Genomic DNA, 26,635 nt, shown 5'->3' on the forward strand with positions numbered 1-26,635 from the left:
GAATTGATATTTCAACGACCGCTCTTGGAAAAAATGCTGATCGCCTTTTTTAGGATGTCTCGTTCAAGTTCAGCATCCTTCAGTTTTCGCTCTAAATCGTGAATTTTTTCCTGCTCTGCAGTGAGTTTAAGATTTCCTTTACCTGGAAAACTTCCTGTACCAAATTCAGCATATTCTTTGCGCCATTTATATAGTAAACTAACTGTTATACCCAATTCTCTGGCTAATTCTGATATGTTTTTTCGCTCAAAACTTAATTCAACCGCTTGGAGTTTAAAATCGCTTGGATAAATTTTACGGATTCTTTTCATATATTAAAATTAAGGTTTTATGCTTAACTTTTACTCCCAACTAAGTTAGTATATCCAAATAGTTTATTTCAAACTACAATACAAACAAGTGCTGAATTAATAGAAAATATTGCAAAATTGAAATTTAGAAAGATCACAGATCTATTTTTTAAGTTCAATGAGAATAGAATTTCTCTTATGGAAGCTGAATTAAAGAGCGAAGGGAATCAATTATCATATCTATTTAAAATCAATAACAAATTTAACTAAATACTAGAGGTAAAAAGAGTAACTACTAAATATTTCAGAAAAAAAAACTATTATCCTTATTTATATTTCGATAAACTCAAAAGCTGATTTAAATGTTTTTTTGTTTTTACGTAAAACCGTAATTTATTGTGAAATGAATTATGCATATTTGGGGATAATTTAACGAAAAAATAAATATATGTGTTTTTTTTACGAGACATATGTTCTAGTAGTTTCGTAAAAAAAAACAATGTTGTATGCAACCCTACCCAACAACCGTACATAACTTTTCATCAGATGAATGAACCGAAAAACAAAATAAATGAATTACATGGCACAGCGCAATTTTCATTGTTTGTTTCTTCGTATTTACCTTTGTTCATACTTCTAATTGTAAGACAAGTTTCAATGAACGTAGAATATCTCAATTGGGGCGGTTTCAATTTAGAAGCAATTATAATCTTTTTTTCAAAATTTCTATTGTCTTCAACACTTATCGTTATTTCAATTATTGGATATTTTGGATATCGCAAAACATTAGGAAATATTGAAGAGGTTGCTGAAAATAACGGCTTTCCAGTTAAAGTTATTGATGTTAAGAACAAAAACAGTGAGAGTATTGGATATATTGCCACATATATTATCCCATTTCTATTTCAAAGTTTTGATAGTTTTTATGAATGTGCATCAGTATTATTCTTATTAATAATAATTTATAGAATTTACATTAATTCCTCTTTATTATTAATTAATCCACTTTTAAGTTTTAGTTATGGAATTTATGAAGTTGAATATACACAAAATTCAAAAAACAAAAACGGACTGATTATTTCCAAAAACAAGTGGATACAGGACGAAGAAAAAATGAAATTTTACGAAATAGGTCATAAATTATTTTTTGCAACTAATTACAAATTCAAAATAAATGATATTAAATGACATTCTTCAAAAAATAGAGGAAAATGGAAAAGGAAACATCATTCTCTATTTTATTACTAGAATATTAAAGCCTAATGTTAAAGCATCAACTAAAATGCTTGACAAATATGATTTCAAAGTTTATCAGATTGATATCAATGAAGAAATTAGAGAACATTTGTATAACCTATCTGTTGAACAAATAGGCACTATATTAAAATACAAAACCGAACTTCATGAATATGATGTTATAACTGACGATAGTCAACAGTTATTTACCTACCAAATGACTAATAAGGCTATGTCTTTTGCGGATGTGATCAATAACCAACTCGTAAATAATCCACCAAAAATAAAAAGTCTTGAGGAAATCATTATGAATGAAGAGCTTTGGGCGTATTGTGTTGGTTTTTTTAATGAAAATGAGGAATGGATTTATACATTTAGAAAAATATTATCAGCAAAGGTAGCTGTTGATGAAAAAAGTGGAAACAAAAAAAATGCTCTTCAAAAATCAATCAGAACACTTTTTAATTCTAAAAGCCAAAAACTCGAATTAATCGAAGGTGAAACGGTAAACCTTGACAAACAAATCGATTGTATTTTTTATGAGGATACTTTTTATGTAGCAAAAAAGACACAATTTGAACAAATTATTGGCTTGGAAGAAGAATATAGAATTCAAGCAAATCAAGTTATTACTCAACTTGAACAAACTAATATGTTCATAGGAACTGAATTATTACAAAACAGCTCTGACAAAAATCCTTCTCTTCATAAAAAACTTGTTAGACTATCAAAAATTGGTAATTACCAAACACTCGATAAAAAAACTGTTACTAAAATGCAAGGAATTTGCAAGAAGTACGGAGAAAAACTAAATTTAAAAGATGGTAAAATTCATATTGAAGATGAAAACGACATCACACTAACATTAAAGGTCTTAGCAGACTATTATAAAGTTGGAGAGGTTTCTGGAAAACCTTATGGAACGTTCGCCGGAAAAGCATTAACTACTACCGAATAAACGGGCAGCATACAACATGTGTAACTGTTGCACAACTCTAATTTTAGACACAAAACAGTATAAATAATAACCTCTTTAAAAACAATTTTAGGGAGGTTTTTTGTTTTTATGTAAAACCGTAATTTATTATTAAATGGTTGTTGTATGTTTGGTCGTAATTATACGAATCATAAATAGATATAAAGATATTTTATCGATACTTTTCTATCATTTACTTCGTAAAATAATATGTTAGTAGCAATTATTCCAAAAAACGTATCTTAATGAACACTACAGACTATCCTGAAATAATATACAAATACAGAAATTGGCAAAATATATATCATAGAAAAATTTTAACGGATGGTGAAATTTACTTAGCTGCTCCAAATTCATTTAATGACCCTTTTGATTTTGGAATTACAAAAAATTTTCTAACTCTTGATACTAAAGAAAAAATTGAGAAGTATGTCGATGATGGATTAAAAAAACATAAAGACTTTCTTTTAAGTAAAGGATATAACTTAGCAAAGGAAAGGGAATTTCAATTAAATAGATTAAAAAATATCGAAGAATATCAAAAGGAATGGGAAAATATAGAGTTCAATGCTATAAACAAGTACCAAGGAGTGTTATCTCTTTCTGGTCGATGGAATTCTATCTTAATGTGGTCTCATTACGCTGAAAATCATAAGGGGTTTAATATTGGTTATAATGAAGAGAAGATGAGAACCTCTGGGATTTTCGGAAAAGGAGGTCCTGTGATTTATTCTACAGATTACCCATTTATAGATCCTTTTGAAGAACATTCTATGATTTCTTCTTTTCAAAAATCTCATTATAAATCAAAAGAATGGGAATATGAGGAAGAATATAGATTAACTAAATTATTTTATCCAAATGAACCTACAGAAGATGAGAGAGTAAAAAAAATACCTTTCGGTTTTATCGAGGAGATAAACTTAGGTTTAAAAATATCTTCTGAAGATAAAGATGACATTCTAAAAATTGCTAATGAACATGATATTAAAGTATATCAAATTCAAAAAACACCTTTTAAATTTGAATTAACAAGAAGATTAGTATAACTACAGCAAATAACTATAAATATACAACCTCGCTAAGTTTTTTTAAGAGAGGTTTTCTTTTTTACACAACAAGGTATACAATGCAGTTTTGTTTGTATATTTGGGGTTAATTTTACGAAATGTAGATGTAGTATTTTCGTAAAAAATTATGTTAGGCGTAATTTTAAAACATCTTTATGGCAAAATATACAACAGAAACATCAAATGTTTCAACAGGTAGAGAAATCTGGGTAATTGAAGACGATGATTCAACAACAAGAAGATTAGCATATAGATTTAATACAAGAGACAATAAAATTACATTTTATCCAAAACCTGGAGAATTTGACATTTCAGAAATTGCCTTAGTAGGTTTTTCAAGATTACCAGATGATTTTTCTGAAAGTGGTTATATAAAACAATCTGTTCAATACTATTTAAATAAAAAACTTCAAGAAAATAGAATTTCTAAACTTACAATTACTAGTAATGGTGACAATTCATATAGAAAAAATAGAAATGCTAACACTTATTCCTTAGTTTTAAACTACGAGGATTTTAAAACATTAAGAGAAAATTTCATTGCTGAAAAAAATCAATACAATCAAGCCAAAAATGATATTATTGATAGCTTTTTCTATAGAATATTTCCAACAACTTTTCCTGAATCAACAAATACGCCACTTAGACAAAAAGGTAATTTTATTAGAAATTTAAATTCTGAAATAATTCCACATTTAACTCCAGCAGATTTACAAATTGTAGAAACATTTATTTCGGATTTATTAAAAAATAGATACCAAAGTAACTCACATAAATTTTTACAATTAGCTAGAACAAAAATTCAAGTTGATACTGTTGCTATAGATAGAATTATTGCTGAATTTGAAGAAAATTTATCAAATAATATCTCAGAAAATTCTTGGGGAAAATATCTGAAAAAAAACTTATTTCTTTTAGAATCTAAATATGTGAAAATTTTGCCAGAACTAAATGTTATTTTAAGAGGTTCTAGAAATGCTGATTTCGGTATGATAGATACAAAAGGTTTTTTAGATATCTTCGAAATAAAAAAACCAAATACAACTTTATTGTCTAAGGAAACTGATAGAGGAAATTATTATTGGCACGCAGAGACAGTTAAAGCAATTGTACAAGCAGAAAAATACTTATATAACGCAGAAAGAAAAGCTAGTACTCTTGCAGATGATATAAGAAGAGAAGAAAGAATTGATGTAAAGGTGATTAAACCTAGAGCTATTTTAATAATAGGTCATTCTAATCAACTTGACGACGATAACAAAAAAGAAGATTTTAAAGTATTAAGAAAATCATTAAAAAATATAGAAATAGTATTATATGACGAATTAGTTGAGGGTATGGAAAATCAAAAAAACAAGTATTATGACCAAATAATCACAAATGAAGAATAAAACTTCGCCTAATAACTAAGCTTTCGTCTTGCCCGGAGGGCATAATATGTATTGAAAGTCCACTTGATACAAAAATATTAGAATATACAACCTCACTAAGTGATTTTAGGGAGGTTTTTTGTTTTTACGTGAAATCGTAATTTTTTATAAGATGGTTTTAGGATATTAGCAATAATTATAAAAAAACTCAGCTATGTCATACATCGAAAACGAGAATGAGTTTAGGCAATTCATGAAGGAATTTGGACCAAAAGGTAAGTCTTCTGCATCAAATTATATAAGTTGGCTAAATTTTATCTCTGAGCAAGGATTTGAAGTAAATACAAACTTGAAATCTAATCAAGAAATAATTTCTAAATTGAAATCTAAGGAAAATACCCGCTCAATATATAAATCCAAAGATGCTTATTCAGACTTTGGTTCAGCTCTTAATAAATATAGAAAATTCATTGTAGCTGATTATCTCCCAATTCTTAGTGATCTTGAAAGTATTGAATATGAGATTATTTCTGAAACAGAAAAAGAAGAATTAAGAAAAGCACGCATAGGTCAAGGTAAATATAGAAAAGCGTTAATTTCACTATGGAAGAAATGTTCAGTTACCCAATTTCATAAAACAGAATTATTAATTGCTTCTCATATATTGCCTTGGCATAAATCTACAAATATTCAAAGATTAGATAAATTTAATGGTCTTTTATTATTACCAAACTATGACAAATTATTTGATAAAGGACTAATTTCTTTTGAAGATAATGGTAAAATTATTGTGTCATATAAAATCTTAGAGACAGAACAAAGTATTCTTGGTATTAATAAAAATGACAAGCTTTTTAATGTTAATAAAGAAAATATCAAGTATCTAAAACAACATAGAGAAATCTATAATGAAACATTATATAAAAAATAACTTTTCTTAGTAACTAAGCTTTTGTCTTGCTCGGTGGGCATGAGATGTATTGTAATATTATTAAAACAACAGTAAATAAACAACCTCGCTAAGTGTTTTTAGTGAGTTTTTTTGTTTTATACAACAAGGTATACTTCTTTTTTTATCGTATATATTTTATAATAACAAAATAGTCTATTTCTTCGGAGTTTGTTCGAGTGTCCTTCGACAATGGTTCGAGAAAAAGTATGTTTTGTCGAACATCAGTCGAACAACGGTCGAAGGATTGTCGAAGAAGATACATCAAAAAATACATTTTAGCTAGTCTACTATTTTTTGCGTAAGACCTCTCCAAATTACAAAATTAACCTCTTGATTAATTCCTTAATTAATCAAAACCAATACCTGACATATAGCTCCAATAAATGCCTATTTATAGCTACTTCATCATTTAGAACTACTTTTTATTAAACGATTCAAATGTTTAAAAACTTTATGAATGATAAAGAGTAAGATAATGAAGAAAGGTGACAAGTATTTAAAAATATCTGATAATCAAAAAGATAATATTGATATAAATCAAAAAAGACAAGCTAAGAAGGAAGAAAAAGTTGTAAATTTGATTATAGAGATCATTTTATCTACCACTTTAAAGGAATACTATGAAAAGAGCAATAAGATACCTTAGGTTTAGTCAGCTCGGACAGAGTAATGGTTCAATAGAACGACAAGAACTTTATACTGATCAATGGTTAGAATTTAATGAAGTTAAATTAATAGACACTTTTATTGATCGTGGTAAAAGTGCTCGCACATTTGATCGTCCAGATTTTATTAAACTCAAAGACTTTATTAAGAAACATTACAAAACTGTTGATTATCTTCTTGTCGACCAACTGGATCGTTTTAGTCGCGATGCAGGTGAAGCGATGAGTATGGTGAAATTACTTCAGAAAAAATACAACATTCAAGTTGTAAGTGTTACAGAGGGAATAATTTTCGATTACGACACGCCTGGTAGTTTTTTCAGAGCTGGTTTACAATTACTTCTTGCCGAAGAAGATAACATTAATCGAAGTATAAAGGTGAAAGGCGGTATTTATACTGCTAAAGCAAAAGAAGGACGATTTGTTTTTAAAAATGCTCCATTTGGCTACAGGAAAATTGGAGAACGAAAAGAAAGAAAACTAATTGTAGAAGAAACAGAAGCTAAAATTGTCCGCCATATTTATGACGCTTTTCTTAAAAACACGCCCCTTTATTTGATAAAAGAAGAAGCTAGAAATCTTGGATTTACTACCAAAGGAAATATGGCAATTGAACGTGTTCTTAAAAATCCTGTTTATGCAGGATTATTAAAAGTGGAAGCTTATAAAAATTATCCTGGGGGATTATTTGATGCGATCCATGAACCAATCATCGATAAAACTTTATGGATGATGGTTCAAGAAAAATTTAAAAATCCAACTAAACAGCGTGTAGTCATAGATGATGAACTTCCTCTACGAGGGATATTAAAATGCCATTGTGGGACACAATTATCAGGTGCTCCTTCGAGAGGGAAATCTGGTAAATATTTTTATTATTATAAATGCCGACATTCACGACATAACAACATTAGTACTATAAAAGCTCATAATCAACTTCTTCAAATTTGTGAATTAATGAGTTTATCATCTGTTCAACTCAATAAAATTAAATCTGAAACGAATAAATCACTTGAAATTGAGCTATCAAACAATAGAAAAAAGGTTGTTGAAAAACAAAATCAATTATTAGCAGTTCAAGAGAAGTTATTTTCGGTAGAAGAAAAATGGATTAAAAACGAAGTAAGCAAGGATACGTATCATCGTTGGTTTTCTAGTTACAATGATGAAATTATAACTCTTAAAGGATCAATAGAGCGATATAGGACTGACCAACAAATTGCTTTTAAAATATTAGAAAAGAATCTGAATCAATTAACAGATATGAAGTTTGTTTATTCAAAAGCTAATACTTTACAGAAAAGAGAATTTGTAAACATAGTGTTCGACAGCAATTTATACTATGAAAATGGTATTTATCGAACACCTACAATGATGGATTTATTTTCGAATAACCATTTGAAAATGAAGGAAGAAAACTTACTTATTTATACAAAAAAAGAGATTCTAAATGATAGAATCCCTTTCAGCGGAGAGTGAGGGATTCGAACCCCCGGAGGTGTGACCCTCAACAGTTTTCAAGACTGCCGCATTCGACCACTCTGCCAACTCTCCAATAACGCAGTTTATTGCGGTATTGCGAGTGCAAATATAGAACGCTTTTTCGAATTTGCAAACCTTAATTTAAAGTTTTTTTAATACAAAAACATACTTTATTCATTATCAAATAAATATTTTTAAAAAATTTTATACAATTATTACCAAAGCTATCTGAATAAGGAAACCAAGCGTGAAAAACAAGGCTGCAAACTTCAATAAAGTAAAGCGAAAAGTTTCGTTTATGATTAATTTATTGACCAATGGTTTCGAGATTTTTTCGTCCAAAAGCTTTTCTACTTTTTTATAGAAAATCAATAATAAAATTATAATCACCATAACAACTGTAAATATCAAAATAGAACTCATCGAATGATAAAACATCACTCCCATCGCCATTCCTAATACAGCTAAAATTAATTGTGGCAACTGGTTAATTGCTTTCCGAATCATTTCTTCAGTCTTTTTTAACCAATCAGCTCCAAGAATTTCTGGCGCAGCCATCCAAAAAGCAACAAATTGTAAAATCAAACCAAGTAAAGTAAAAATTTTTATCATTCTCAAAAATTCAATTATGGTTAAAGATAAAAAAAACCGTTTAAAATAAATTAAACGGTTCTCATATTATTCTTTTCAAAAAAAGATTATTCTTCCTCTTCTTCGTCTTCTTTCATCGTATGATAAACGTTATTTACGTCCTCATCTTCGTCAAATTTCTCCAACAATTTCTCGATGTCAGCTTTTTGTTCTTCTGTTAATTCTTTTGTTGTTTGTGGAATTCTTTCAAATTCTGATGAAATAATTTCATATCCACCTTCTTCCAAAGATTTGAAGATTGTTCCGTAATTCTCGAAAGGTGCAATTAATACAATTCCATCTTCATCCTCAAAAATCTCCTCTACTCCAAAGTCAATCATTTCAAATTCTAATTCCTCTAAATCTACATTTTCAGGTTTTTGAATTTTGAAATTACAGATATGATCAAACATAAATTCAACAGAACCTTGCGTTCCTAATTGTCCATTACATTTACTGAAATAAGAACGAACGTTAGCTACTGTACGATTGTTGTTATTTGTAGAAGTTTCAACTAAAACGGCAATTCCGTGAGGTCCATAACCTTCAAAAATAACTTCCTTATAGTTTTCTGTATTTTTATCAGATGCTTTTTTGATTGCGCGTTCGATGTTATCTTTTGGCATGTTAACAGCCTTCGCATTCTGAATCACCGCACGAAGATGAGAATTTGAATGCGGATCAGGTCCTCCTGCTTTTACTGCCATTACGATATCCTTCCCAATTTTAGTAAACGCTTTAGACATTGCCGCCCAACGTTTTAATTTACGTCCTTTTCTAAATTCAAATGCTCTTCCCATTTATACTTGTTTTTATAGCTGCAAATTTATTCATAAAACGAAAAAAATCCAAGAACTATGTCTTGGATTTTTAAGATGTTAATATTTTAGAATGATTATTTCAATCCGTGGTATTTTAACATTGGCTCAATTGAAGGATTTTTACCTCTAAAATTTTTGTAAATTACATTCAAATCGTCCGAATTTCCTTGAGAAAATACTTTATCTCTCAAAATTTGACCATTTTTACGTGACATTCCTCCATTTTCTATTGTCCATTCGTATGCATCATGATCTAACATTTCTGCCCAGATATACGCAAAATATCCCGCTGCATATCCTCCTCCAAAAATATGGCTAAAGTAAGAAGAGCGATAACGAGGCGGAACTTGTGGTAAATTTGTTTTAATATCAATTAAGGCTTGTTTTTCAAAATCATCTACATTTGAGATTACTTTATCAGTAGAAACTGTATGCCAAGATAAATCCAAAGATGCCGCAGAAAGCATTTCTGTTAACGTATAACCTTTATTAAAGTTAGATGCTTTTTTCATTTTTTCTACCAACGCATCAGGAATCGCAGCTCCTGTTTGATAATGCTTCGCATAATTTTTTAGGATAGATGGTTCCGTTACATAATGTTCGTGAAATTGAGATGGAAATTCCACAAAATCTCTCGAAACATTTGTTCCAGATAAAGTTGGATATTTTTGATTTGCAAAGAAACCATGCAACGCATGTCCAAATTCGTGAAAAGTTGTCACTACATCATCATACGAAATCAACGCAGGTTGACCATTTGCAGGTTTTGTGTAGTTTCCGACATTATAAATAACAGGTTTTGTTCCGAATAAATGCGATTGCTCTACAAGATTACTCATCCAAGCTCCTCCTTGTTTAGAATCTCTTTTGAAATAATCGGTATAAAATAATCCCAACTGAGAACCATCTTCATTAAACAATTCGTATACTTTCACATCTTCGTGCCAAGTTGGAATATCCGTTCTTTTTTTAAATGAAATTCCATACAATTCTTTCGCCATAAAGAAAATTCCATTCTCTACAACTGAATCTAAAACGAAATAAGGTTTCATTTCATTTTCGTCGATATCATATTTCTCTTTACGAACTTTCTCAGCATAATAGTTCCAATCCGCAGCAGTTAATGTATTTGACGGATTTTCTTTCTTCGCTAACGCTTCAAATTCTTTTGCATCTTTTTGCGCCATTGCAGTTGCCACTGGAATCATTTGATTCAAAATTCCTTTTGCTGCTGTTGGATTTTGCGCCATTTGATCTTGCAAATTCCATTCTGCATAATTTGCAAAACCTAATAATTTAGCTTTCTCCGCACGTTTTTTAACCAAAGTTAAAATTGTAGCTCGCGTATCATTTTCGTCTTTTTTCTCTGTTCTAATCCAAGCTGCATCAAATAATTTTTTACGAGAAGCTGCATTAGTCATATTTTGCAACTCAGGTTGTTGAGTTGTATTCAATAAACTGATTAAATATGTTCCATCAGCTTGTTTGAAAGCTTCTAAATCAGCATCACTCAAATCAGCTAATTCTTCTTTTGTAAAAGTAACACCACCAGATTTTGTTCCTTTTAATAATTGATTTGAGAATTTAGTTTCCAAAGAAGCTATTTCTCCATTCAATTTTTTCAATTCATCTTTTTGCGCAGTAGATAAATTTGCTCCAGCCAATTCAAATCGTTGATAATACACATCTAACAAACGTGATGATTCTTTATCTAAATTCAATGATTTTTTATTATCATGTAAAGTTTTTACACGTTGAAATAATTTATCATTCAAATAAATTGCATCGCTATGAGCGGCAAATTTAGGCGACATCTCCTCCTCTACTGCTTGCAATGTTTCGTTTGTATTTGCTCCAGTCAATAATCCAAAAACATGATTAACTCGTGTTAATAATTGACCAGATCTTTCCATTTCGACTAATGTATTTTCGAAAGTTGGTGCTTCAGAATTATTAGCAATTTTATTAATTTCGACTAATTGTTCAGCCATTCCTTGCAACAAAGCAGGTTTGAAATCTTCGTTTTTAATTTTCGAAAAATCAGTAGTTTGATAAGGCAAAGTGCTCACTTCAAAAAAAGGATTTTTATCGTTCCACATACTATTTGTTGACTTTTCGCTACAAGAAGTGGCTAGGATTGACGATCCTACCATCATTCCGTAAAAAAGTTTTTTATTAAACATTTTTATTATTTTTAGACCTAACGAAGTTAAACTTATAATGTGAAATTTCAAAAACATTCTGTTTTTCATTCAAACAATGGAAAATATTTAAGCTAAATCTTAAAAGTTAAATAATTAATAAACCTTACCGAAAAGGTTGAATTTTCTTCGACGAAAATAATTATCTTTGAAAAAGAGTGAGGAAAAATTTCACTCTTTTTTATTACCCTAAAAATCAATCCATTTTGTATTTAGATTTAGAAGAATTAAAATATTTATTAGCCGAAAGTGTTGAAGAATTGCCTAGTTGGGAATCGCACCAAAAGCTTTCACCTCCATATCGTCAAAAATTTGATTTAGAATATGTAAAACGTACCAATCCAAGAAGTGCATCTGTCATGATTTTATTGTATCAAAACGAAGATGGAGAAATTGAATTTCCAGTAACCATGCGTGTTTCTTATGAAGGAGCGCATTCGCATCAGTTTTCTTTGCCAGGTGGACAATTTGAAGAGCAAGATATTAGTTTTGACGAAACTGCTATTCGCGAAACTGTGGAAGAACTTGGTGTAGATTACGAAAACATTGAGATTGTAAGACAATTGAGCGAAATGTATATTCCACCAAGCAATTTCTTGGTTTATCCGTACATCGGAATTTATCATGGAGAACCTCATTTCAACCCTGATGAGCGTGAAGTACAATATGTTGTTCCGTTAAATTTGGAAGCTTTTTTGAATGCTGATTACGAAGTTTTTGAGAGAGAATTTTCTGGTCAAGTTGTCGAAATCCCTGGTTATAATATTGGTGACGATGAATTTCTTTGGGGTGCAACGGCAATGATTTTAGAAGAATTTAAAGATTATCTAAAAATCGTATTAAATTTGTAACTTAAACAATTAAGAACTCGTGTCTCAAAAAGCAAAGAAAAAGAACGCATTTCGCGATTCATTTGGACATCTATATTTCCTAAAAAGGACGTTAATTTTCTTATTAGGATCATTTACCTATAACCGTTATAATGGTTTTAATAAACTAAAAGTTAGCGGTACAAAAAACTTGGTTCATTTACCTGCTCAAAATGTATTATTCGTTTCGAATCATCAAACTTATTTTGCTGATGTTTTTGCGATGTATCATGTATTTTGTAGTGTAAAAAATGGTTTTATTGATACCATCAAAAATCCAATTTATTTACTTAATCCTAAGATTGACTTTTATTACGTTGCCGCTGAGGAAACGATGAAAGATAATCTTTTGACAAAATTATTTGCCTACACAGGAGCAGTAACCGTAAAAAGAACGTGGCGTGCAAAAGGAGAAAATGTAAATAGAAAAGTTGATTTAAGCGAAATTAACAATATCGATATTGCGTTGCAAAGTGGTTGGGTAGTAACATTTCCGCAAGGGACTACGACTGCGTTTGCGCCTGGTCGTCGTGGAACTGCGCATTTAATCAAGAAAAATAAACCAATTGTAATTCCAGTTGTGATTGATGGTTTTCGTAGAGCTTTTGATAAAAAAGGGTTGCGTATTAAAAAACGTGGAATTAATGCGACAATGACATTCAAAGAGCCTTTGGAAATAGATTATGAAAATGATTCGAGCGATGCTATCATGAAAAAAATTATGAATGCAATCGAGCAAGCTCCAGAGTTTAATAAAGTTCGACCAATGGACGAAATTCTTGCTGAAAATAGCGAAAAATCATTAGACGATTATTTGAATGAAGATGACGAAGAGTTTGATGATTTCGAAGAAATGGGCTACGACGAAGAAAATAAAAAAGACTAAAAGAATACAACATACAAAATGAAAAAAGTTCATTTTATTGCAATTGGCGGTAGTGCAATGCACAATTTGGCGATTGCTTTGCACGAAAAAGGTTATCAAGTAACGGGGTCTGACGACGCAATTTTCGAACCTTCGAAAACACGTTTGGATCAACGTGGTATTTTACCAGAAGAAATGGGTTGGTTTCCAGAAAAAATTACAACAGATTTAGATGCTGTGATTTTGGGTATGCACGCTCACGCTGATAATCCTGAAATGTTACGTGCGCAAGAATTAGGTTTAAAAATCTATTCATATCCAGAATATTTGTACGAACAATCCAAAGATAAAACGCGTGTTGTAATTGGTGGTTCTCATGGAAAAACGACGATTACATCAATGATTCTTCACGTTTTGCATTATCATAATATCGATGTTGATTATATGGTTGGTGCACAATTGGATGGTTTTGATGTGATGGTAAAATTGACAGAAGACAACGAATTTATGATTATGGAAGGTGACGAATATTTATCTTCTGCCTTAGATCGTCGTTCAAAATTCTTGTTGTATCAACCAAATATTGCGTTGATTTCTGGTATCGCTTGGGATCATATCAATGTTTTTCCAACGTTTGCAGATTACACTTCTCAATTCTCAAAATTCGTAGAATCTATCGTGAATGGAGGTGCTTTAATTTACAATGAAACAGACGAAGAAGTTGTAAAAGTTGTTGAAGAAACTGAGAAAGCAATCAAGAAATTTCCTTATCATTTACCAGAACATTTTATCGAAAATGGAATCACTTTTATCGAAACAGAAGATGGTCCAATTCCGCTAGAAGTCTTTGGTAATCATAACTTGATGAATTTAGAAGGTGCTCGTGCAATTTGTAAACAATTAGGTGTAATGGATGATGATTTCAATGAAGCAATTCAATCATTCAAAGGTGCGTCTAAACGTTTGGAATTAATTAATCGTACTTCTGATTTTGTTGCTTACAAAGATTTTGCTCATGCGCCAAGTAAAGTAACTTCGGTGACCAATGCGGTAAAAGAACAATATACAGATAAAACAGTTGTGGGATGTTTGGAAATTCATACCTATTCGTCTTTAAATCCTGAGTTTTTGGTTCAATATAAAGGAGCTTTAGATAAAGCCGATATCAAAATTGTGATGTATAGTCCAGAAGCATTAGAAATAAAACGTATGGAAATGATTTCTCCAGAAGATATCAAAAAAGCGTTTGGAGACGATTCGATTTTGGTGTTTACAAATGGTGAACAATTGCAAGATTATATCGAAAGTTTAGATAAAAAAGATAAAGTATTTTTGATGATGAGTTCAGGAAACTTCGGTGGAGTAAACTTGAATGAATTATTTAAAGCATAAAAAATCACCTTTCAAAAAAAGGTGATTTCCACTTAAATATCTATAAAATATAGAAAAAGAGAACTTAATTTTTTAGGTTCTCTTTTTATTTTTTCTCAAATGGTCAAAATAATTATTTTGGGTTTTTGGATTACTTCTTTTCAAATATCAGTAAACTTAGAACTATTTTAAACTTTTTCGGAACTATTAATTTTAAAAACATTATTTTAGAAAAAACAGAGGTGATATAAACTTTTAGTAATACTCTACTCACTTTTGTTAGCTTTCGCCATCAAAAAACACCTCTGTTTTTACTATAAAATTATAGTGACCCTTTTGATAGTAACAAAGATGATAAAAATCGAGATTAAAAAAAGTTTGAAAAGTAGCCTAAAGATGTCCAAAACGGAAGTTATTGTAAACTTTTTCTAAATTGAGTTGGACTAATTTTTAGATGTTTTTTGAAAAAATTTCCGAATGAATATTGATCAGAAAAGTTTAACTCATTCGAAATTTCTGAGATTGTTTTAGTTGTTTCACTCAACAATACTTTCGATTCACGAATCACAACAGAACTGATTAATTCCTTTGTCGTTCTACCCGTTATTGATTTGCAACATTCAGTTAAATATCTAACTGTAATATTCAGTTTATCTGCATAATATTTTGCATCTCTATTTTCTATATAACCCTTATTTAAGTCATTCAAAAAACGTTTTACAATATCATCTTTTCGCGTTCCTTTTCTTACAATAATTGTTTGTTGCTTCGAAAGTTCGCTAAACGTTGTGTAAACAATCGCATAAAATAAATTGAATTGTAAATAACGTACGAATTTGGTCGATTTCTCTTGCAAACGCAACTTTAACTGCAATAAAAGTTCGATTAAAGCAGAAAATTCTATTTCATTGAAATGATAATTATTGACTCTACTTTCGCCAAAAAATTGGTTGTATTCATAACCACTCAAATCGATAATCGACGTATCTAAAATCTTTTTGGTTAAGACTAAACTCAACAATTCTAAATCAGATGATTTTGAAATTATTTGATAGGATTTGTTAGGTTCAGGGAAGAAAACATCGTGTTGTTTAAGTTTAATTTCTTGGTCATTTTGAGAAATAATTAAATAACCATGTTGAATAAAAATCGTTTGAATCAAATCTTTTTTCAAACGTTTATTCTCGACAGTTTGCTGAATAAATTCCTCTTGATCAAAAACATTAAAATTCTCCATAAATCAACACAATATTCAGTTAATTTGACACAAATTTTAATCCAATAATAGAGCAGATTAAAGTCGTTAAGAAAAAAACGCGCCAAAAACTTGCCGGTTCTTTAAAAATAAAAATTCCGACCAAAACTGTTCCGACTGCTCCAATTCCCGTCCAAACTGCATAAGCCGTTCCGATTGGTAATGCTTGCGTTGCTTTTACCAACAAAACCATGCTCACCGTTAAGAAAAATAAAAAACCACCATACCATAAATAGGTATCATTTCCGGTTGCTTCTTTTGCTTTTCCAAGACATGATGCGAAACCGACTTCGCAAAATCCTGCAATTAGTAAAATTACCCAATTCATTTTTTACTGATTTGTTTATAAAAATTAAGACTACAAAAAATTGTAGCCTTAAAATTAATTATTTATTTTTTGAATTATTTACCGAAACTATCGCTAAATTCTACTTGACCTTTGATGTGTACTTCGCTCCATGTTTTAGAAACGCCATCTGCACCTTTGTGTAATTCTAAACAAGCCTGATTAAGAGCTTCCATCGCTTTTCCTGTGTTAAAATCCATCAAATCAACATCTGTTTCAATTGTGAAAACATTGTTCTCAAACGTCGATTTTACTTCATATTCTTTAGATGCATTATTCAACGTTAAATTCAAGAAAGTTTTACCATCTCTGAAATGTAATTGACCTTTGATTTCGCTTGTATTAATCATATTTCCAAACAAAATATCTTTCAATTTTTGATCACGATCAATTTGATCAGAATTTAATGTCGCAACTGTCGCAATAATATTTGCACCTTCTAAAACTTCTTGAGGCGTTTTTCCATCTTCTTTTGCATCTTTCACCAAAACAACATCAAAACGTCCTGAAACAGCTACTTTTTCTGTAGTTTTATAAGCCGTCCACTCAACTCCAGATTTTCTAATCACACCTTCTACAATTTCCGTTGGTTCTTCCACTGTAACAGCAGTTTTAGCAGGTTGTTCTACTGGTTTTTCTTCTGTTTTATTCGTACAATTCATCAGCATTACTGATGCACAGCATATAATCGCTATAGATAATTTTTTCATTTCAAACTTTTATGCTACAAAAGTACAACAAGCCAAGACTAATTCACAATTGATTTTTAACATATTCTGAAAAAACTCTACTTTTGTAACATGATAAAAAATCTTCTAAATACATGTTTGATTATCATTTGTTTGCCATTTATCTTAATTTATGAGATTTATTGTTCGGTTTACAAATACAGAAAATAAATTGGTAACTTCGCTTTCAAATTGAAAAGATGAGCGAAAGAATAATAGGAATAATGGGTGCTATACCGCAAGAAATAAACGGTGTAGTCAATTTATTAACAAACAAGCAAGAACATAAAATTGGTAGAAGAAGTTATTTTACTGGAGAATTAAACAATCAAAAAGTTGTGGTGGTTTTTTCTCGTGTTGGTAAAGTTGCTGCCTCTGCTACAGTTACAACTTTAATCCTTGAATTCAAAGTTTCTGAATTGATTTTTACAGGTGTTGCAGGTGGAATTCATGCTGATGTAAAAATTGGAGATATTGTGTTAGGACAAAGTTTGATTCAACATGATATGAATGCACAACCTCTTTTTCCTGCTTATGAAATCCCAATGTTAGGAAAAGCTTATTTTGAGGCTGATTCTTCTCAATTAGAAGTTGCGACAACAGCTATTTTAGAAATTTTAGAAGAGCAACATTTACATAATGTGATTTCTGAAAAAGATTTGGATAAATTTAATATTCATCAACCTCAACTACATGTTGGTTTAATAGGTTCTGGAGATTTATTTTTCTCGACAAATTCTCAGAAAGAAAAATTACAACAAAACTTACCCGAAATACTTTGTGTCGAAATGGAAGGCGCTGCGGTAGCACAAGTTTGTTACGAATTTGATATTCCTTTTATCATCATCAGAACAATATCAGACGATGCCGACGATCATTCTACATTAGATTTTAATAGTTTTATAGAAAAGATTTCGAATGTATATTCAATAGAGATTATTAAGAACATCATCAAGTAAAAAGTCCTTTAAAAAGGGCTTTTTTTATGATGCACACATTAATAAAAAAAATCATCAAAAGATTTGATGATTTGCTTTCCAAATATTTAAAATGGAATGTGGGGAGAGCAGGATTCGAACCTGCGAAGGTTACCCAACGGATTTACAGTCCGTCCTCGTTGGCCGCTTGAGTATCTCCCCGCCTAATAATAAAGTATTCTTCAAAAAAGAAGAGCCGATAGAGGGACTCGAACCCACGACCTGCTGATTACAAATCAGCTGCTCTAGCCAGCTGAGCTACATCGGCGATTTTTTATTTTTGTTTTAAAAGTAAAATATAAACTTTTTTGGAGCCGATAGAGGGACTCGAACCCACGACCTGCTGATTACAAATCAGCTGCTCTAGCCAGCTGAGCTACATCGGCTTTTTAGTGGGGAGAGCAGGATTCGAACCTGCGAAGGTTACCCAACGGATTTACAGTCCGTCCTCGTTGGCCGCTTGAGTATCTCCCCGACCTATATTTTTGCTGAGCCGATAGAGGGACTCGAACCCACGACCTGCTGATTACAAATCAGCTGCTCTAGCCAGCTGAGCTACATCGGCAAAAATATTATTATTTGAATATTTCAAATTGAAAACAGGAGATTCATTTCTCGAAAGAAGTGTTGTTCCTTTTTCGTGGTGCAATATTAGGGCAGTTTTTCGAATCTCGCAAATGTTTTTTCAAAAAAAAGTAGAAGTTTTTTCGAAAAAACCACTTCAATTTTGAAAATCAGAATTTTAGAATTCAAAAAAAAATTAAACTTTTTTTCAATAAAAGTAAAAAAGATAATATTCTATTTACATTAGAGTCCCTATTTTTGTAGTCAATTAATCATTAATGCATCTTATCATACAAATTTTGCAACTTTTCGGAGCAATTGCTTTGTTCATTTTTGCGATAAAACTATTAAGCGAAAATTTACAAGCATTATCTGGATCGAATTTTAAACGTACTCTAAACAAATTAACCAAAAACAATTTTTCGACAATTGTTACAGGTACTCTTTTTACAACAGCCATACAATCTTCGTCGGCTGCGAGTGTGTTTATATTGGGATTTGTAAATGCTGGATTGATTAACTTGCGAAAAGCATTTGGCTTAATATTAGGCGCAAATATCGGAACTACGCTTACATTGTGGTTGGTCTATTTCGGAATGAAATTCGATTTGATACAAATTGCATTGCCTCTCATATTAGTGGCTTTTCCATTTTATTTATCGAAAAAACGTAACCAAAGAAAAGTAGGTGGAATTTTATTTTCGCTTTCATTGCTTTTTCTTTCCCTTTATTTCCTGAAAACTTTTTTGCCTTCTATCGAAAGTCATCAGAAGTTACAAGAGTTTTTTCAGCATCTATCGAATTATGGCTTATTGACTAATTTGTTGTTTATTCTATTTGGAATATTACTAACGGTTTTAGTCCACTTTTCATCTGCATCAATTACGATTGCAATGTTATTAGCGAGCAAAGGTTTACCTATCGAATTAGCTGCAATGATCGTTTTGGGAGCGAATATCGGAACAACTTTCACAGCGCATTTAGTTGCAGCAATTGGCGATAAATACACGAAAGTTGTCGCAGCATTTCATACATTTTTCAATATTGTAATTGCGTTAATTTTTATGTTGATTGCAAATTTTGTTTTAAAATTTATTGGAACAACAATTTCATCAAATATAGCTGTTCAGCTGATTACTTTTGATACGATTAGTAATTTGGTTGGTGTAATTTTATTTACGCCTTTTATCAATAAAATAGCTTTCTATTGTCAGAAAAAATATTTCTCTGTAAAATCTACTGACAATAAATTAGAATTTTATGCGATTCCATTTGGAACAAATTCTGACCTATATAAAAATGAAGCCAACAAAAAACTTCTGAAACTTGCTTCTACAACGAAACAAACGATTTATACACTTGGTCGAATGATTACCGAAAGTGATGAAGAAAAGATTTTGGTTTTTCGTGAACGAATTTTAGAACTAGAAAAAGAAGGTGATCAATTGGAGCGAGAAGTCAATGAATTTTTGAATGAAATTGCTGATTTAGATTTACCAAACGAAAATACAATTGCGATTCATCAGTTAATTACACTTTGTCATCATTTGGAAAGTGTGGGTGATATTGCAATTAAAATTTCTTCTATTCATCGTCGTCGTCGAATGACAAACAGTTATTTTACGCCAAAAATGAGAACGTATTTGGTCGAATTTCAAAACAATTTGGATCAAACAACGCGTATTTTAAATCAAAATTTGAACGAAACACAGGAAGAAGTTTCTATCAAACAAGCAGAATTTATCGAAAAAACCATTAATACAATTTACAAAGAAGCCGAAGCTAATTTGATGAAAACGATCGAAAAAGAGAAGCTTTTGACTACAAGTGCGCTTTTCTACAAAGATTTAATTCAGAATTACGAAATTCTTGGTGATCATCTTTACAAAGCTAATGCAACAATTGTTAAGCTAAAAAATCAATAGATTTTTGTAAGTTTAAAGATATAATATTGCGTGGCTACTATATTTAAAATAAAGCTTGAAGAACAAATTATTGGAACGACAGAATTTGAATTTGCAGATGTTCCGATGGGAGTTGTTTATGGCAAAATAAATTTTATAGATATTGAATCTCCTTATTTATTATTCAAAAATTATTGTTTAGCAAATAACATTGAAATTTATAGTGATATAATAGATATTAAACTAATTAATACCGCTTTAATTCCGAATCTTAAAATTTATTACAATGATTTTAAAGATGAATTAAAAGGTTGGGGAAGTTCTATTTGTGGTCTTGAAATTTCTGACGACGGAATTGAATTTGAAATTACCTCATATGGTTTAGAATCTGAAACGATGTCAACTTTATTCAAACATCATTTTGATGAATATTTTAAATAATGACTTATCTTGAATTAAATTCGTCAGTTCGAGTGATTTTTAGAAATATCTTTCTAAAAATTGTATCGAGAATTAAGATGAATTTTTAAATACTAAAACCTTATTCTCGATACAAAATTCTAAACGAATTTCACTCGAATTGACGGTTTTATCTATAAAATTATCAAGTCAAAATAATAGCATGCGAAGAAGTTTATCTGAAAAAATAAATTATGATTTGGAGCAAGGTCGAAAGTACAAAGCAACTTTACGATTAAGAAATCTTATCAATGAATTTCCAAATGATTTGACTTTAAGAAATAAACTTGCTGAAATTTACTATGAAAGTGGCTTTTTAGATGAAGCTGGTAAATTTTGGATTTTATCGGAAGAAAGAAATTCAGAAATTGAACGATGTATCGAAATTTACAAAAACTCTGTCAATAATTCTGGAAATCAAATTTTGAAAGACATTGTTTTTCGAGGAGATAAAACTAAATTATCACCTCATCTGCAATCAATTTTGAATGAATTAGAAAAAGATAGTTTCGAAAAGACTAAAAATATTCCCAATTTTCTACCTAAGAAAAATTACAGAGAAGAAAATAATTATAAAGAAACCTTTAAAGATAAACTTATAAAATATTTATTTTTTGGATTTCTTATATTTATAGTTCTATTGATTATACTTGGATTTGTAAAATTAATTGAATGGTTTTAACTTCTAAATTCGCTCACTTCTACTCTATTTTGTAATTTTGCAAAATGTTTGATTCAAAGCAAATTTTTTCTATTCAATCCGAAGAAGATTTCCAAAACGTTGCATTGGAAGTTTTCCGTTATCAAGCGCAAGAAAATGAAGTCTACAAAAACTTCTTAAATTTCTTGAACGTTGATTATTCTACTGTAAAACACACCAACGAAATTCCTTTTTTACCGATTCAGTTTTTTAAGAAATTTGAATTGATTTCGGGAAATCGTGAAGTGGAAAAGGTTTTTACAAGTTCGGGAACAACTGGAATGGCGACAAGTAAACATTTGGTAACGGATTTGGCATTGTATCATTATAGTTTAGAAAAATGTTTCGAGCAATTTTATGGTCCGCTTTCCGATTATACTATTTTCGCACTTTTACCTTCGTATTTGGAGCGAACAGGTTCCTCACTGATTGATATGGTGGAGTATTGGATTGAGAAATCTGGCAGCGATAAAAGTGGTTTCTATTTGTATAATCACGATGAATTGTACGAAAATCTTATTGCACACGAAAAAACGGGCAAGAAAGCAATTTTGATTGGTGTTTCATTTGCTTTATTAGATTTTGTCGAAAATTATAAAATGAATTTGCAGCACACAATTGTGATGGAAACTGGCGGAATGAAAGGTCGCAAGAAAGAAATTACGCGCGAAGAATTGCATTCAATTTTGAAAAATGGTTTCGGCACAAATGAAATTCATTCGGAATATGGAATGACGGAATTGCTTTCGCAAGGTTATTCTCGAGGAGATTTGACGTTTAAATCGCCAAATTGGATGCGAATTTTGATCAGAGAAACCGAAGATCCTTTCCAATATGTTGAAGAAGGAAAAACAGGCGGCGTAAATGTGATTGATTTGGCAAATTACAATTCGATTAGTTTTATTGCAACTGATGATTTAGGTAAAAAAATAACTCACAATCAATTTGAAATCTTAGGACGTTTCGATCATTCGGATGTGCGAGGTTGTAATTTGATGGTGATTGAATAATAAATAAAATCCCGCACTGAGAAATTCAGTGCGGGATTTTTTATTATTTCTTTTTCATTAAAATGACTGTATCCTTATTTCTTTCTGCTATTTTGTTTAAAAATTCTGAATATTCTTTGAGTTCTTTATTGGTTATAATTGCTTGATTAACCAATAAAATATAGGAAATAACAAATTCGTTATTTTTAATTTCTAGATGTTGTTTATATTGTAATTTATTTCCTAAAGCATTAATTTCTTTATCAAAACTATCATGTTTTAATGTAAAATCATTTGGAATTTTAGATTTAAATTGAATCACTTTTTGAAATGGAAAATCTAATTCAACTTGATATTTTCTATCCTTATCAATGGCTAAAAAATTTAAATCTTCATTAAACGGAAATTCAAATCCTAAATAATCTATTTTTTTTCTCTTTTACAGCAAATATCTTATTAATAGAAGAATATTCTCCTTGATTATTTGTATCATCTGACGAATACACTAATTCATTAAACATTGGAAAATCATATTTCTTTTGATTGTCTTTGTTAAAATAACCTTTGAATTTATTTAAAGACTTCATTTTAACATCATCTTGTTTAAACTCAATTTCATTTATCAAATAGCTTTCTGATAAAGGTGGATTTATATTAAAAAATTCATCCTGCTTGGATTCGAGTTTTAAAACCAATTGATTATAGAAATCTAAATAAGGAAAAACAATCTTTTCTTTGTAACTATCGTCAACTATTTTTAAAATATTTTCATCAAAAAGATAAATCTGATTATCTAAAACTGACATATTTTGAATATTTGAAATTCTTGATACAATAGGAAAATTCATGATTAATCTTCCTCTACCTCTATAACTATTTATGACTAAATGAGATTCTATTCCTTTTGATTTGAGTAGTTTATTAACTAAAATAACTAACTCTAAATTAGAACCTATTTTGGTTCTTAAAATTCCAGAATTAAAATTTGAGATTTTATCAATAATTTTAGAATTATCTGTCTTGTAAATTTTTCTCACATATTCTATCACATTTTTATATGTTTCTAATTGAGAAGATCCATTCTGAATTTTTAAAGCAATCTCATTAAAATTGGCTCCTCTTAAATTCGTTTCTATTTTCTTTGTAAAAACAGATCGAAATGAAGTCCACGTTGGAGAAGAAAAAATAGTACCATGCCAATCTTGCTCCGCTGTATATTGAAATCCTATTGACTCTTTAAAATCTCTAATATTATATACTTTATTGAATTTCTTAACACTTGGAACATTTTCAATTTCCCAAGATTTGTTTGCCTTTCTGTTTCCATATTTCTCATTCAGCTTTTGACCAATCAAATAAATTCGATAATCAAAATCTGTATGCATTCTAATATCTAGTTTTGATACTAAAGTTGGATAATCATTCTGAAAATTCCACGGTGTCGCATATAAATCTGCTGTACGTACATCTTCCGTTTCATATTCTATTATAGAGCCCACCTTAATATTTGGAATTGCATAAACTATTCTCCTTGTGTTTTCATCTACTGTTTCCTCTACAATATCAGCCTTATTAAGTTTAGAAATAATTATTTCATTATTAATCTTATTATAAACCTGAACTTTATTAATCTTTGGACGATTATATTTATTATTAGGATTATAAGTGAATTCTAGAATATTTCCTTCAATAGCATCTTGTTTTAAAATCTTTTTTCGAATATGTTGTTTTATAACATATCCATAATTTTTCATTTGTAATTCTCCGTATTCTGAAAGAATAACAGCTGAAGCATCTGACTCAAATGGAACATTTGTGTAGTTATATTCTTCTTCGGATATATTTCCGAATTCAAATTTAGTTGATTGGGCTAAACTTAATTGAACCAATAAAAAACTAAAAATAAAATAAATATTAAATTTCATACATAGTGTTATTGTATAAATATAAAAAACAAATCCCGCACTGAGAAATTCAGTGCGGGATTTTGGTTTATTTCTTTTTCATTAAAACTTCTTTCAGAGATTCTGTTTTTATTTTCTCAAAAAACTGTTTCAATTCATTGTATTTATCCGCTTCATAAACACCTTCTGGCAATAAAAATTGAATCGCTAACGTGAATTGTCCATCTTTTACTTTAGCTTCTTGATAATATTCTAAACCAAGTTCAGTTTTGTGATGTGCTTTGTATTTTTCATCAATTATCACTTCGTAACCTTCTGGAATCTTAGATTTAACCTGAATATTAAACAAATAAGGATAATTAAATTCTATTTTGCGTTGACGATTAGTATCTTCAAAAGTATATTGTTTTAGAAATTCGCGCAAAGGATTAATAAATGTATAAAATGGAGCATTCGGAATTACAGTTTTTGCTTTATAGTTTTTAACGTAAGAATCAGTATCAAAAATCGTTTTATCATTAATTTCTTCGTCCAAACGTATATCTAAAGATTCAGTCAAATATCTATTCAAAACATTTTTTTCGTCTACATCATCATCATAAAAATAACCATTGAATTTGTCTTTACGATTGAGAACTAAATTTCCATTACTCAAAAAATCATACTTTAATGATGATTCGTAATAAGACAATTTTTGATTCAACTTTACAAACGAAGCATCACCTTTTTTGATGACAATTCCATGATAATTAAACACATCTAAAGGTCCAAATTCAATTTGCTCTTTGTTTAATTTTGAAGCATCCAAAATAATATTTGAAGCGCCATTATTCAATTTCACAACCGTCAAAACAGAATTGAATTGATTGACAATTGGATAAGAAAACAAAATTTGTCCATGATGACGACTACTAAACATAACCATCGAAGTTTCGAAACCTTTGGCTGTTAAAATTTCATTCAATAAAAGATTCATATCTGCCGTAGAACCAGACTTTTCTTTCAATAAAGTTTTGTTTGAACGCGTTGGAATAATTCCATAAAATCTGTTCCATTTTACATTTGAATCAATATATTCAATCACATTTTTCAACGTTTCTACCTCATCTTTTCCATTCGGAATATTTTGCGCAACATCTCTGATTGCAGAAGGATTTCGATACAAATCATATTGTGCATTTATATCTTGAATCAAATCTCTCCACGCGCTCATCGTAGTTTTCTTTGCTCCATCTGTATGATAAGTAGCAGCCTGAATTTTGATACGTTCACTTTGATCTTCAGGATTATAAACGTATTTTAATTGATTATAACTTTGGATATTATGTAATAACCATTCTGTTGAACTTGATTTGCCTTTATACTTTGTATTCAAACCATCACCAATTGTAATAATCGAATAGGTACCATAAGCTTGATTATTTAATCGAAACTTGCTCGAAAGCGTTGGTATATCGTGTTGAAAATTCCATGCATCAATAGAAAAATTGTATTCACTACTTTTGATATAAGTATACTCGATAATAGAACCAACTTTTACGTTTGGAAAAGTGAAACGTTTTGCAGCATACAATTCATTTAGAGAAACATCAAAAATCTCTTTCTCATCAATCGGAGTCATTTGCTCTACTCCATTTACAATATTAATTGTAACTCCCTTAATTCCGCTTATAGATTCATTTCTATTCTTGCTGTAATAATTCAGTTGTATATTTGCTTCATCAAGTCCTTTATCAGTCAGTATTTTGATTCTTCGTTTTACAGTCAAATAATAATTAGACGAAGTTAAATCCATTTTTCCTTCTTCCGAAAGAATAACAGCATCTGCATTTTTCTCAAAAGGAACTTGAGTTAAGTTAATTTCTTGTTCCGAAATTTTTCCGAATTTTAAATCTTTCGATTGCGCATTTGTATATAATGCAATAAATAAAAAGAGTAAAGTAATTTTTAATTTCATTTCAATTTGTAATTCCTGCAAAAGTACGATACACAATAATACATAAAGAATAAT

Annotated in this window: 25 protein-coding genes and 6 tRNA genes; 15 read left to right on the top strand and 16 right to left on the bottom strand. The window is 30.0% G+C overall.

Going from position 1 to position 26,635, the window contains the following annotated elements; all coding sequences use genetic code 11:
• Nucleotides 1–11: 11 nt before the first annotated feature.
• Nucleotides 12–311 (bottom strand): transposase, encoded by a 300-nt coding sequence (locus tag HXZ74_RS04025; RefSeq protein ID WP_225540518.1) that lies wholly within the window; start codon nucleotides 309–311, stop codon nucleotides 12–14.
• A 525-nt stretch (nucleotides 312–836) separates the two neighbouring features.
• Here HXZ74_RS04025 and HXZ74_RS04030 point away from each other — a divergent pair.
• The 7 genes from HXZ74_RS04030 to HXZ74_RS04060 all read left to right on the top strand — a co-directional run bounded on the left by HXZ74_RS04030 (nucleotide 837) and on the right by HXZ74_RS04060 (nucleotide 8,038).
• Nucleotides 837–1,478, top strand: a complete 642-nt coding sequence (locus tag HXZ74_RS04030) for a KwaA family protein (protein ID WP_115001304.1) — start codon at nucleotides 837–839, stop codon at nucleotides 1,476–1,478.
• Nucleotides 1,465–2,484 (top strand): Kiwa anti-phage protein KwaB-like domain-containing protein, encoded by a 1,020-nt coding sequence (locus tag HXZ74_RS04035; protein ID WP_286473955.1) that lies wholly within the window; start codon nucleotides 1,465–1,467, stop codon nucleotides 2,482–2,484. Before HXZ74_RS04030 ends, HXZ74_RS04035 begins: the two co-directional genes overlap by 14 nt.
• Nucleotides 2,485–2,747: 263 nt before the next feature.
• Nucleotides 2,748–3,551: a DUF2971 domain-containing protein gene (locus tag HXZ74_RS04040; RefSeq protein WP_115001307.1), complete on the top strand. Its 804-nt coding sequence runs from the start codon at nucleotides 2,748–2,750 to the stop codon at nucleotides 3,549–3,551.
• A 176-nt stretch (nucleotides 3,552–3,727) separates the two neighbouring features.
• The gene (locus tag HXZ74_RS04045; RefSeq protein WP_115001308.1) at nucleotides 3,728–4,963 is read left to right on the top strand and encodes a Shedu immune nuclease family protein; all 1,236 of its coding nucleotides are present in this window, start codon (nucleotides 3,728–3,730) and stop codon (nucleotides 4,961–4,963) included.
• A 193-nt stretch (nucleotides 4,964–5,156) separates the two neighbouring features.
• Nucleotides 5,157–5,873 carry an HNH endonuclease gene (locus HXZ74_RS04050; protein ID WP_115001310.1) on the top strand — a complete coding sequence of 239 codons (717 nt, stop codon included), beginning with the start codon at nucleotides 5,157–5,159 and terminating at the stop codon, nucleotides 5,871–5,873.
• Between the two features lie 496 nt (nucleotides 5,874–6,369).
• On the top strand, nucleotides 6,370–6,540 hold the full coding sequence (locus tag HXZ74_RS04055; RefSeq protein WP_286473958.1) for a hypothetical protein: 171 nt from the start codon (nucleotides 6,370–6,372) through the stop codon (nucleotides 6,538–6,540).
• Nucleotides 6,515–8,038 carry a recombinase family protein gene (locus HXZ74_RS04060; protein WP_286473960.1) on the top strand — a complete coding sequence of 508 codons (1,524 nt, stop codon included), beginning with the start codon at nucleotides 6,515–6,517 and terminating at the stop codon, nucleotides 8,036–8,038. The genes HXZ74_RS04055 and HXZ74_RS04060 overlap by 26 nt, the downstream gene beginning before the upstream one ends.
• Here HXZ74_RS04060 and HXZ74_RS04065 read toward each other — a convergent pair.
• From HXZ74_RS04065 to HXZ74_RS04080, 4 genes are all read right to left on the bottom strand, one after another.
• Nucleotides 8,029–8,113, bottom strand: a tRNA-Ser gene (locus tag HXZ74_RS04065). The two genes, HXZ74_RS04060 and HXZ74_RS04065, sit on opposite strands and share 10 nt — an antisense overlap.
• Before the next feature lie 132 nt (nucleotides 8,114–8,245).
• Entirely contained in the window at nucleotides 8,246–8,653 is a 408-nt protein-coding gene (locus tag HXZ74_RS04070) for a hypothetical protein (protein ID WP_286473962.1), read from the bottom strand.
• 86 nt (nucleotides 8,654–8,739) lie between these two features.
• Nucleotides 8,740–9,471, bottom strand: coding sequence for a YebC/PmpR family DNA-binding transcriptional regulator (locus HXZ74_RS04075; RefSeq protein WP_038334591.1), 732 nt, complete (start codon nucleotides 9,469–9,471; stop codon nucleotides 8,740–8,742).
• Nucleotides 9,472–9,566: 95 nt separating this feature from the next.
• Nucleotides 9,567–11,675 (bottom strand): M3 family metallopeptidase, encoded by a 2,109-nt coding sequence (locus tag HXZ74_RS04080; protein WP_286473966.1) that lies wholly within the window; start codon nucleotides 11,673–11,675, stop codon nucleotides 9,567–9,569.
• 224 nt (nucleotides 11,676–11,899) lie between these two features.
• On the opposite strand from HXZ74_RS04080, the gene HXZ74_RS04085 reads away from it, so the two are divergent.
• From HXZ74_RS04085 to HXZ74_RS04095, 3 genes are read left to right on the top strand one after another with little or no spacing between them, the layout of a single operon-like run.
• Nucleotides 11,900–12,544, top strand: a complete 645-nt coding sequence (locus tag HXZ74_RS04085) for an NUDIX hydrolase (RefSeq protein ID WP_180904922.1) — start codon at nucleotides 11,900–11,902, stop codon at nucleotides 12,542–12,544.
• 19 nt (nucleotides 12,545–12,563) lie between these two features.
• Nucleotides 12,564–13,448 (top strand): lysophospholipid acyltransferase family protein, encoded by an 885-nt coding sequence (locus HXZ74_RS04090; RefSeq protein WP_038334575.1) that lies wholly within the window; start codon nucleotides 12,564–12,566, stop codon nucleotides 13,446–13,448.
• Nucleotides 13,449–13,466: 18 nt separating this feature from the next.
• Entirely contained in the window at nucleotides 13,467–14,819 is a 1,353-nt protein-coding gene (locus tag HXZ74_RS04095) for a UDP-N-acetylmuramate--L-alanine ligase (protein WP_280063258.1), read from the top strand.
• 391 nt (nucleotides 14,820–15,210) lie between these two features.
• Here the strand turns inward: HXZ74_RS04095 and HXZ74_RS04100 are convergent, their stop codons facing one another.
• The 3 genes from HXZ74_RS04100 to HXZ74_RS04110 form a co-directional block, all read right to left on the bottom strand.
• Entirely contained in the window at nucleotides 15,211–16,035 is an 825-nt protein-coding gene (locus tag HXZ74_RS04100) for a helix-turn-helix domain-containing protein (protein WP_286473969.1), read from the bottom strand.
• 19 nt (nucleotides 16,036–16,054) lie between these two features.
• Nucleotides 16,055–16,381: a DMT family transporter gene (locus HXZ74_RS04105; RefSeq protein WP_280063255.1), complete on the bottom strand. Its 327-nt coding sequence runs from the start codon at nucleotides 16,379–16,381 to the stop codon at nucleotides 16,055–16,057.
• A gap of 74 nt (nucleotides 16,382–16,455) precedes the next feature.
• On the bottom strand, nucleotides 16,456–17,109 hold the full coding sequence (locus HXZ74_RS04110) for a hypothetical protein (protein WP_286473972.1): 654 nt from the start codon (nucleotides 17,107–17,109) through the stop codon (nucleotides 16,456–16,458).
• 218 nt (nucleotides 17,110–17,327) lie between these two features.
• On the opposite strand from HXZ74_RS04110, the gene HXZ74_RS04115 reads away from it, so the two are divergent.
• Complete coding sequence (locus tag HXZ74_RS04115) at nucleotides 17,328–18,086, top strand: 5'-methylthioadenosine/adenosylhomocysteine nucleosidase (RefSeq protein ID WP_286473975.1); 759 nt, start codon at nucleotides 17,328–17,330, stop codon at nucleotides 18,084–18,086.
• Nucleotides 18,087–18,185: 99 nt separating this feature from the next.
• On the opposite strand, the gene HXZ74_RS04120 is transcribed toward HXZ74_RS04115, so the two are convergent.
• From HXZ74_RS04120 to HXZ74_RS04140, 5 genes are all read right to left on the bottom strand, one after another.
• Nucleotides 18,186–18,266 (bottom strand) — tRNA-Tyr (locus tag HXZ74_RS04120).
• A gap of 32 nt (nucleotides 18,267–18,298) precedes the next feature.
• Nucleotides 18,299–18,372, bottom strand: a tRNA-Thr gene (locus HXZ74_RS04125).
• Between the two features lie 41 nt (nucleotides 18,373–18,413).
• Nucleotides 18,414–18,490, bottom strand: a tRNA-Thr gene (locus HXZ74_RS04130).
• A 7-nt stretch (nucleotides 18,491–18,497) separates the two neighbouring features.
• Nucleotides 18,498–18,578 (bottom strand) — tRNA-Tyr (locus HXZ74_RS04135).
• A gap of 17 nt (nucleotides 18,579–18,595) precedes the next feature.
• A tRNA-Thr gene (locus HXZ74_RS04140) sits at nucleotides 18,596–18,669 on the bottom strand.
• Nucleotides 18,670–18,946: 277 nt separating this feature from the next.
• Here HXZ74_RS04140 and HXZ74_RS04145 point away from each other — a divergent pair.
• The 4 genes from HXZ74_RS04145 (at nucleotide 18,947) to HXZ74_RS04160 (ending at nucleotide 22,741) form a co-directional block, all read left to right on the top strand.
• Complete coding sequence (locus HXZ74_RS04145) at nucleotides 18,947–20,593, top strand: Na/Pi cotransporter family protein (RefSeq protein WP_286473977.1); 1,647 nt, start codon at nucleotides 18,947–18,949, stop codon at nucleotides 20,591–20,593.
• 30 nt (nucleotides 20,594–20,623) lie between these two features.
• Complete coding sequence (locus HXZ74_RS04150) at nucleotides 20,624–21,013, top strand: hypothetical protein (protein ID WP_286473978.1); 390 nt, start codon at nucleotides 20,624–20,626, stop codon at nucleotides 21,011–21,013.
• Between the two features lie 181 nt (nucleotides 21,014–21,194).
• A complete protein-coding gene (locus HXZ74_RS04155) occupies nucleotides 21,195–21,713 on the top strand; it encodes a DUF6584 family protein (RefSeq protein ID WP_280063248.1) in 519 nt (172 codons plus the stop codon).
• Between the two features lie 44 nt (nucleotides 21,714–21,757).
• Nucleotides 21,758–22,741 carry a long-chain-fatty-acid--protein ligase gene (locus HXZ74_RS04160; RefSeq protein WP_280063247.1) on the top strand — a complete coding sequence of 328 codons (984 nt, stop codon included), beginning with the start codon at nucleotides 21,758–21,760 and terminating at the stop codon, nucleotides 22,739–22,741.
• 43 nt (nucleotides 22,742–22,784) lie between these two features.
• Here the strand turns inward: HXZ74_RS04160 and HXZ74_RS04165 are convergent, their stop codons facing one another.
• From HXZ74_RS04165 to HXZ74_RS04175, 3 genes are all read right to left on the bottom strand, one after another.
• The gene (locus tag HXZ74_RS04165; RefSeq protein ID WP_502875840.1) at nucleotides 22,785–23,147 is read right to left on the bottom strand and encodes a DUF3858 domain-containing protein; all 363 of its coding nucleotides are present in this window, start codon (nucleotides 23,145–23,147) and stop codon (nucleotides 22,785–22,787) included.
• Nucleotides 23,128–24,645, bottom strand: a complete 1,518-nt coding sequence (locus HXZ74_RS04170; protein WP_286473980.1) for a DUF3857 domain-containing protein — start codon at nucleotides 24,643–24,645, stop codon at nucleotides 23,128–23,130. Before HXZ74_RS04170 ends, HXZ74_RS04165 begins: the two co-directional genes overlap by 20 nt.
• A gap of 67 nt (nucleotides 24,646–24,712) precedes the next feature.
• Nucleotides 24,713–26,581 carry a DUF3858 domain-containing protein gene (locus HXZ74_RS04175; protein ID WP_286473985.1) on the bottom strand — a complete coding sequence of 623 codons (1,869 nt, stop codon included), beginning with the start codon at nucleotides 26,579–26,581 and terminating at the stop codon, nucleotides 24,713–24,715.
• Between the last annotated feature and the right edge of the window lie 54 nt (nucleotides 26,582–26,635).

The organism is Empedobacter sp. R750 (assembly GCF_030324345.1).
Classification (GTDB): Bacteria; Bacteroidota; Bacteroidia; order Flavobacteriales; family Weeksellaceae; genus Empedobacter; species Empedobacter falsenii_C.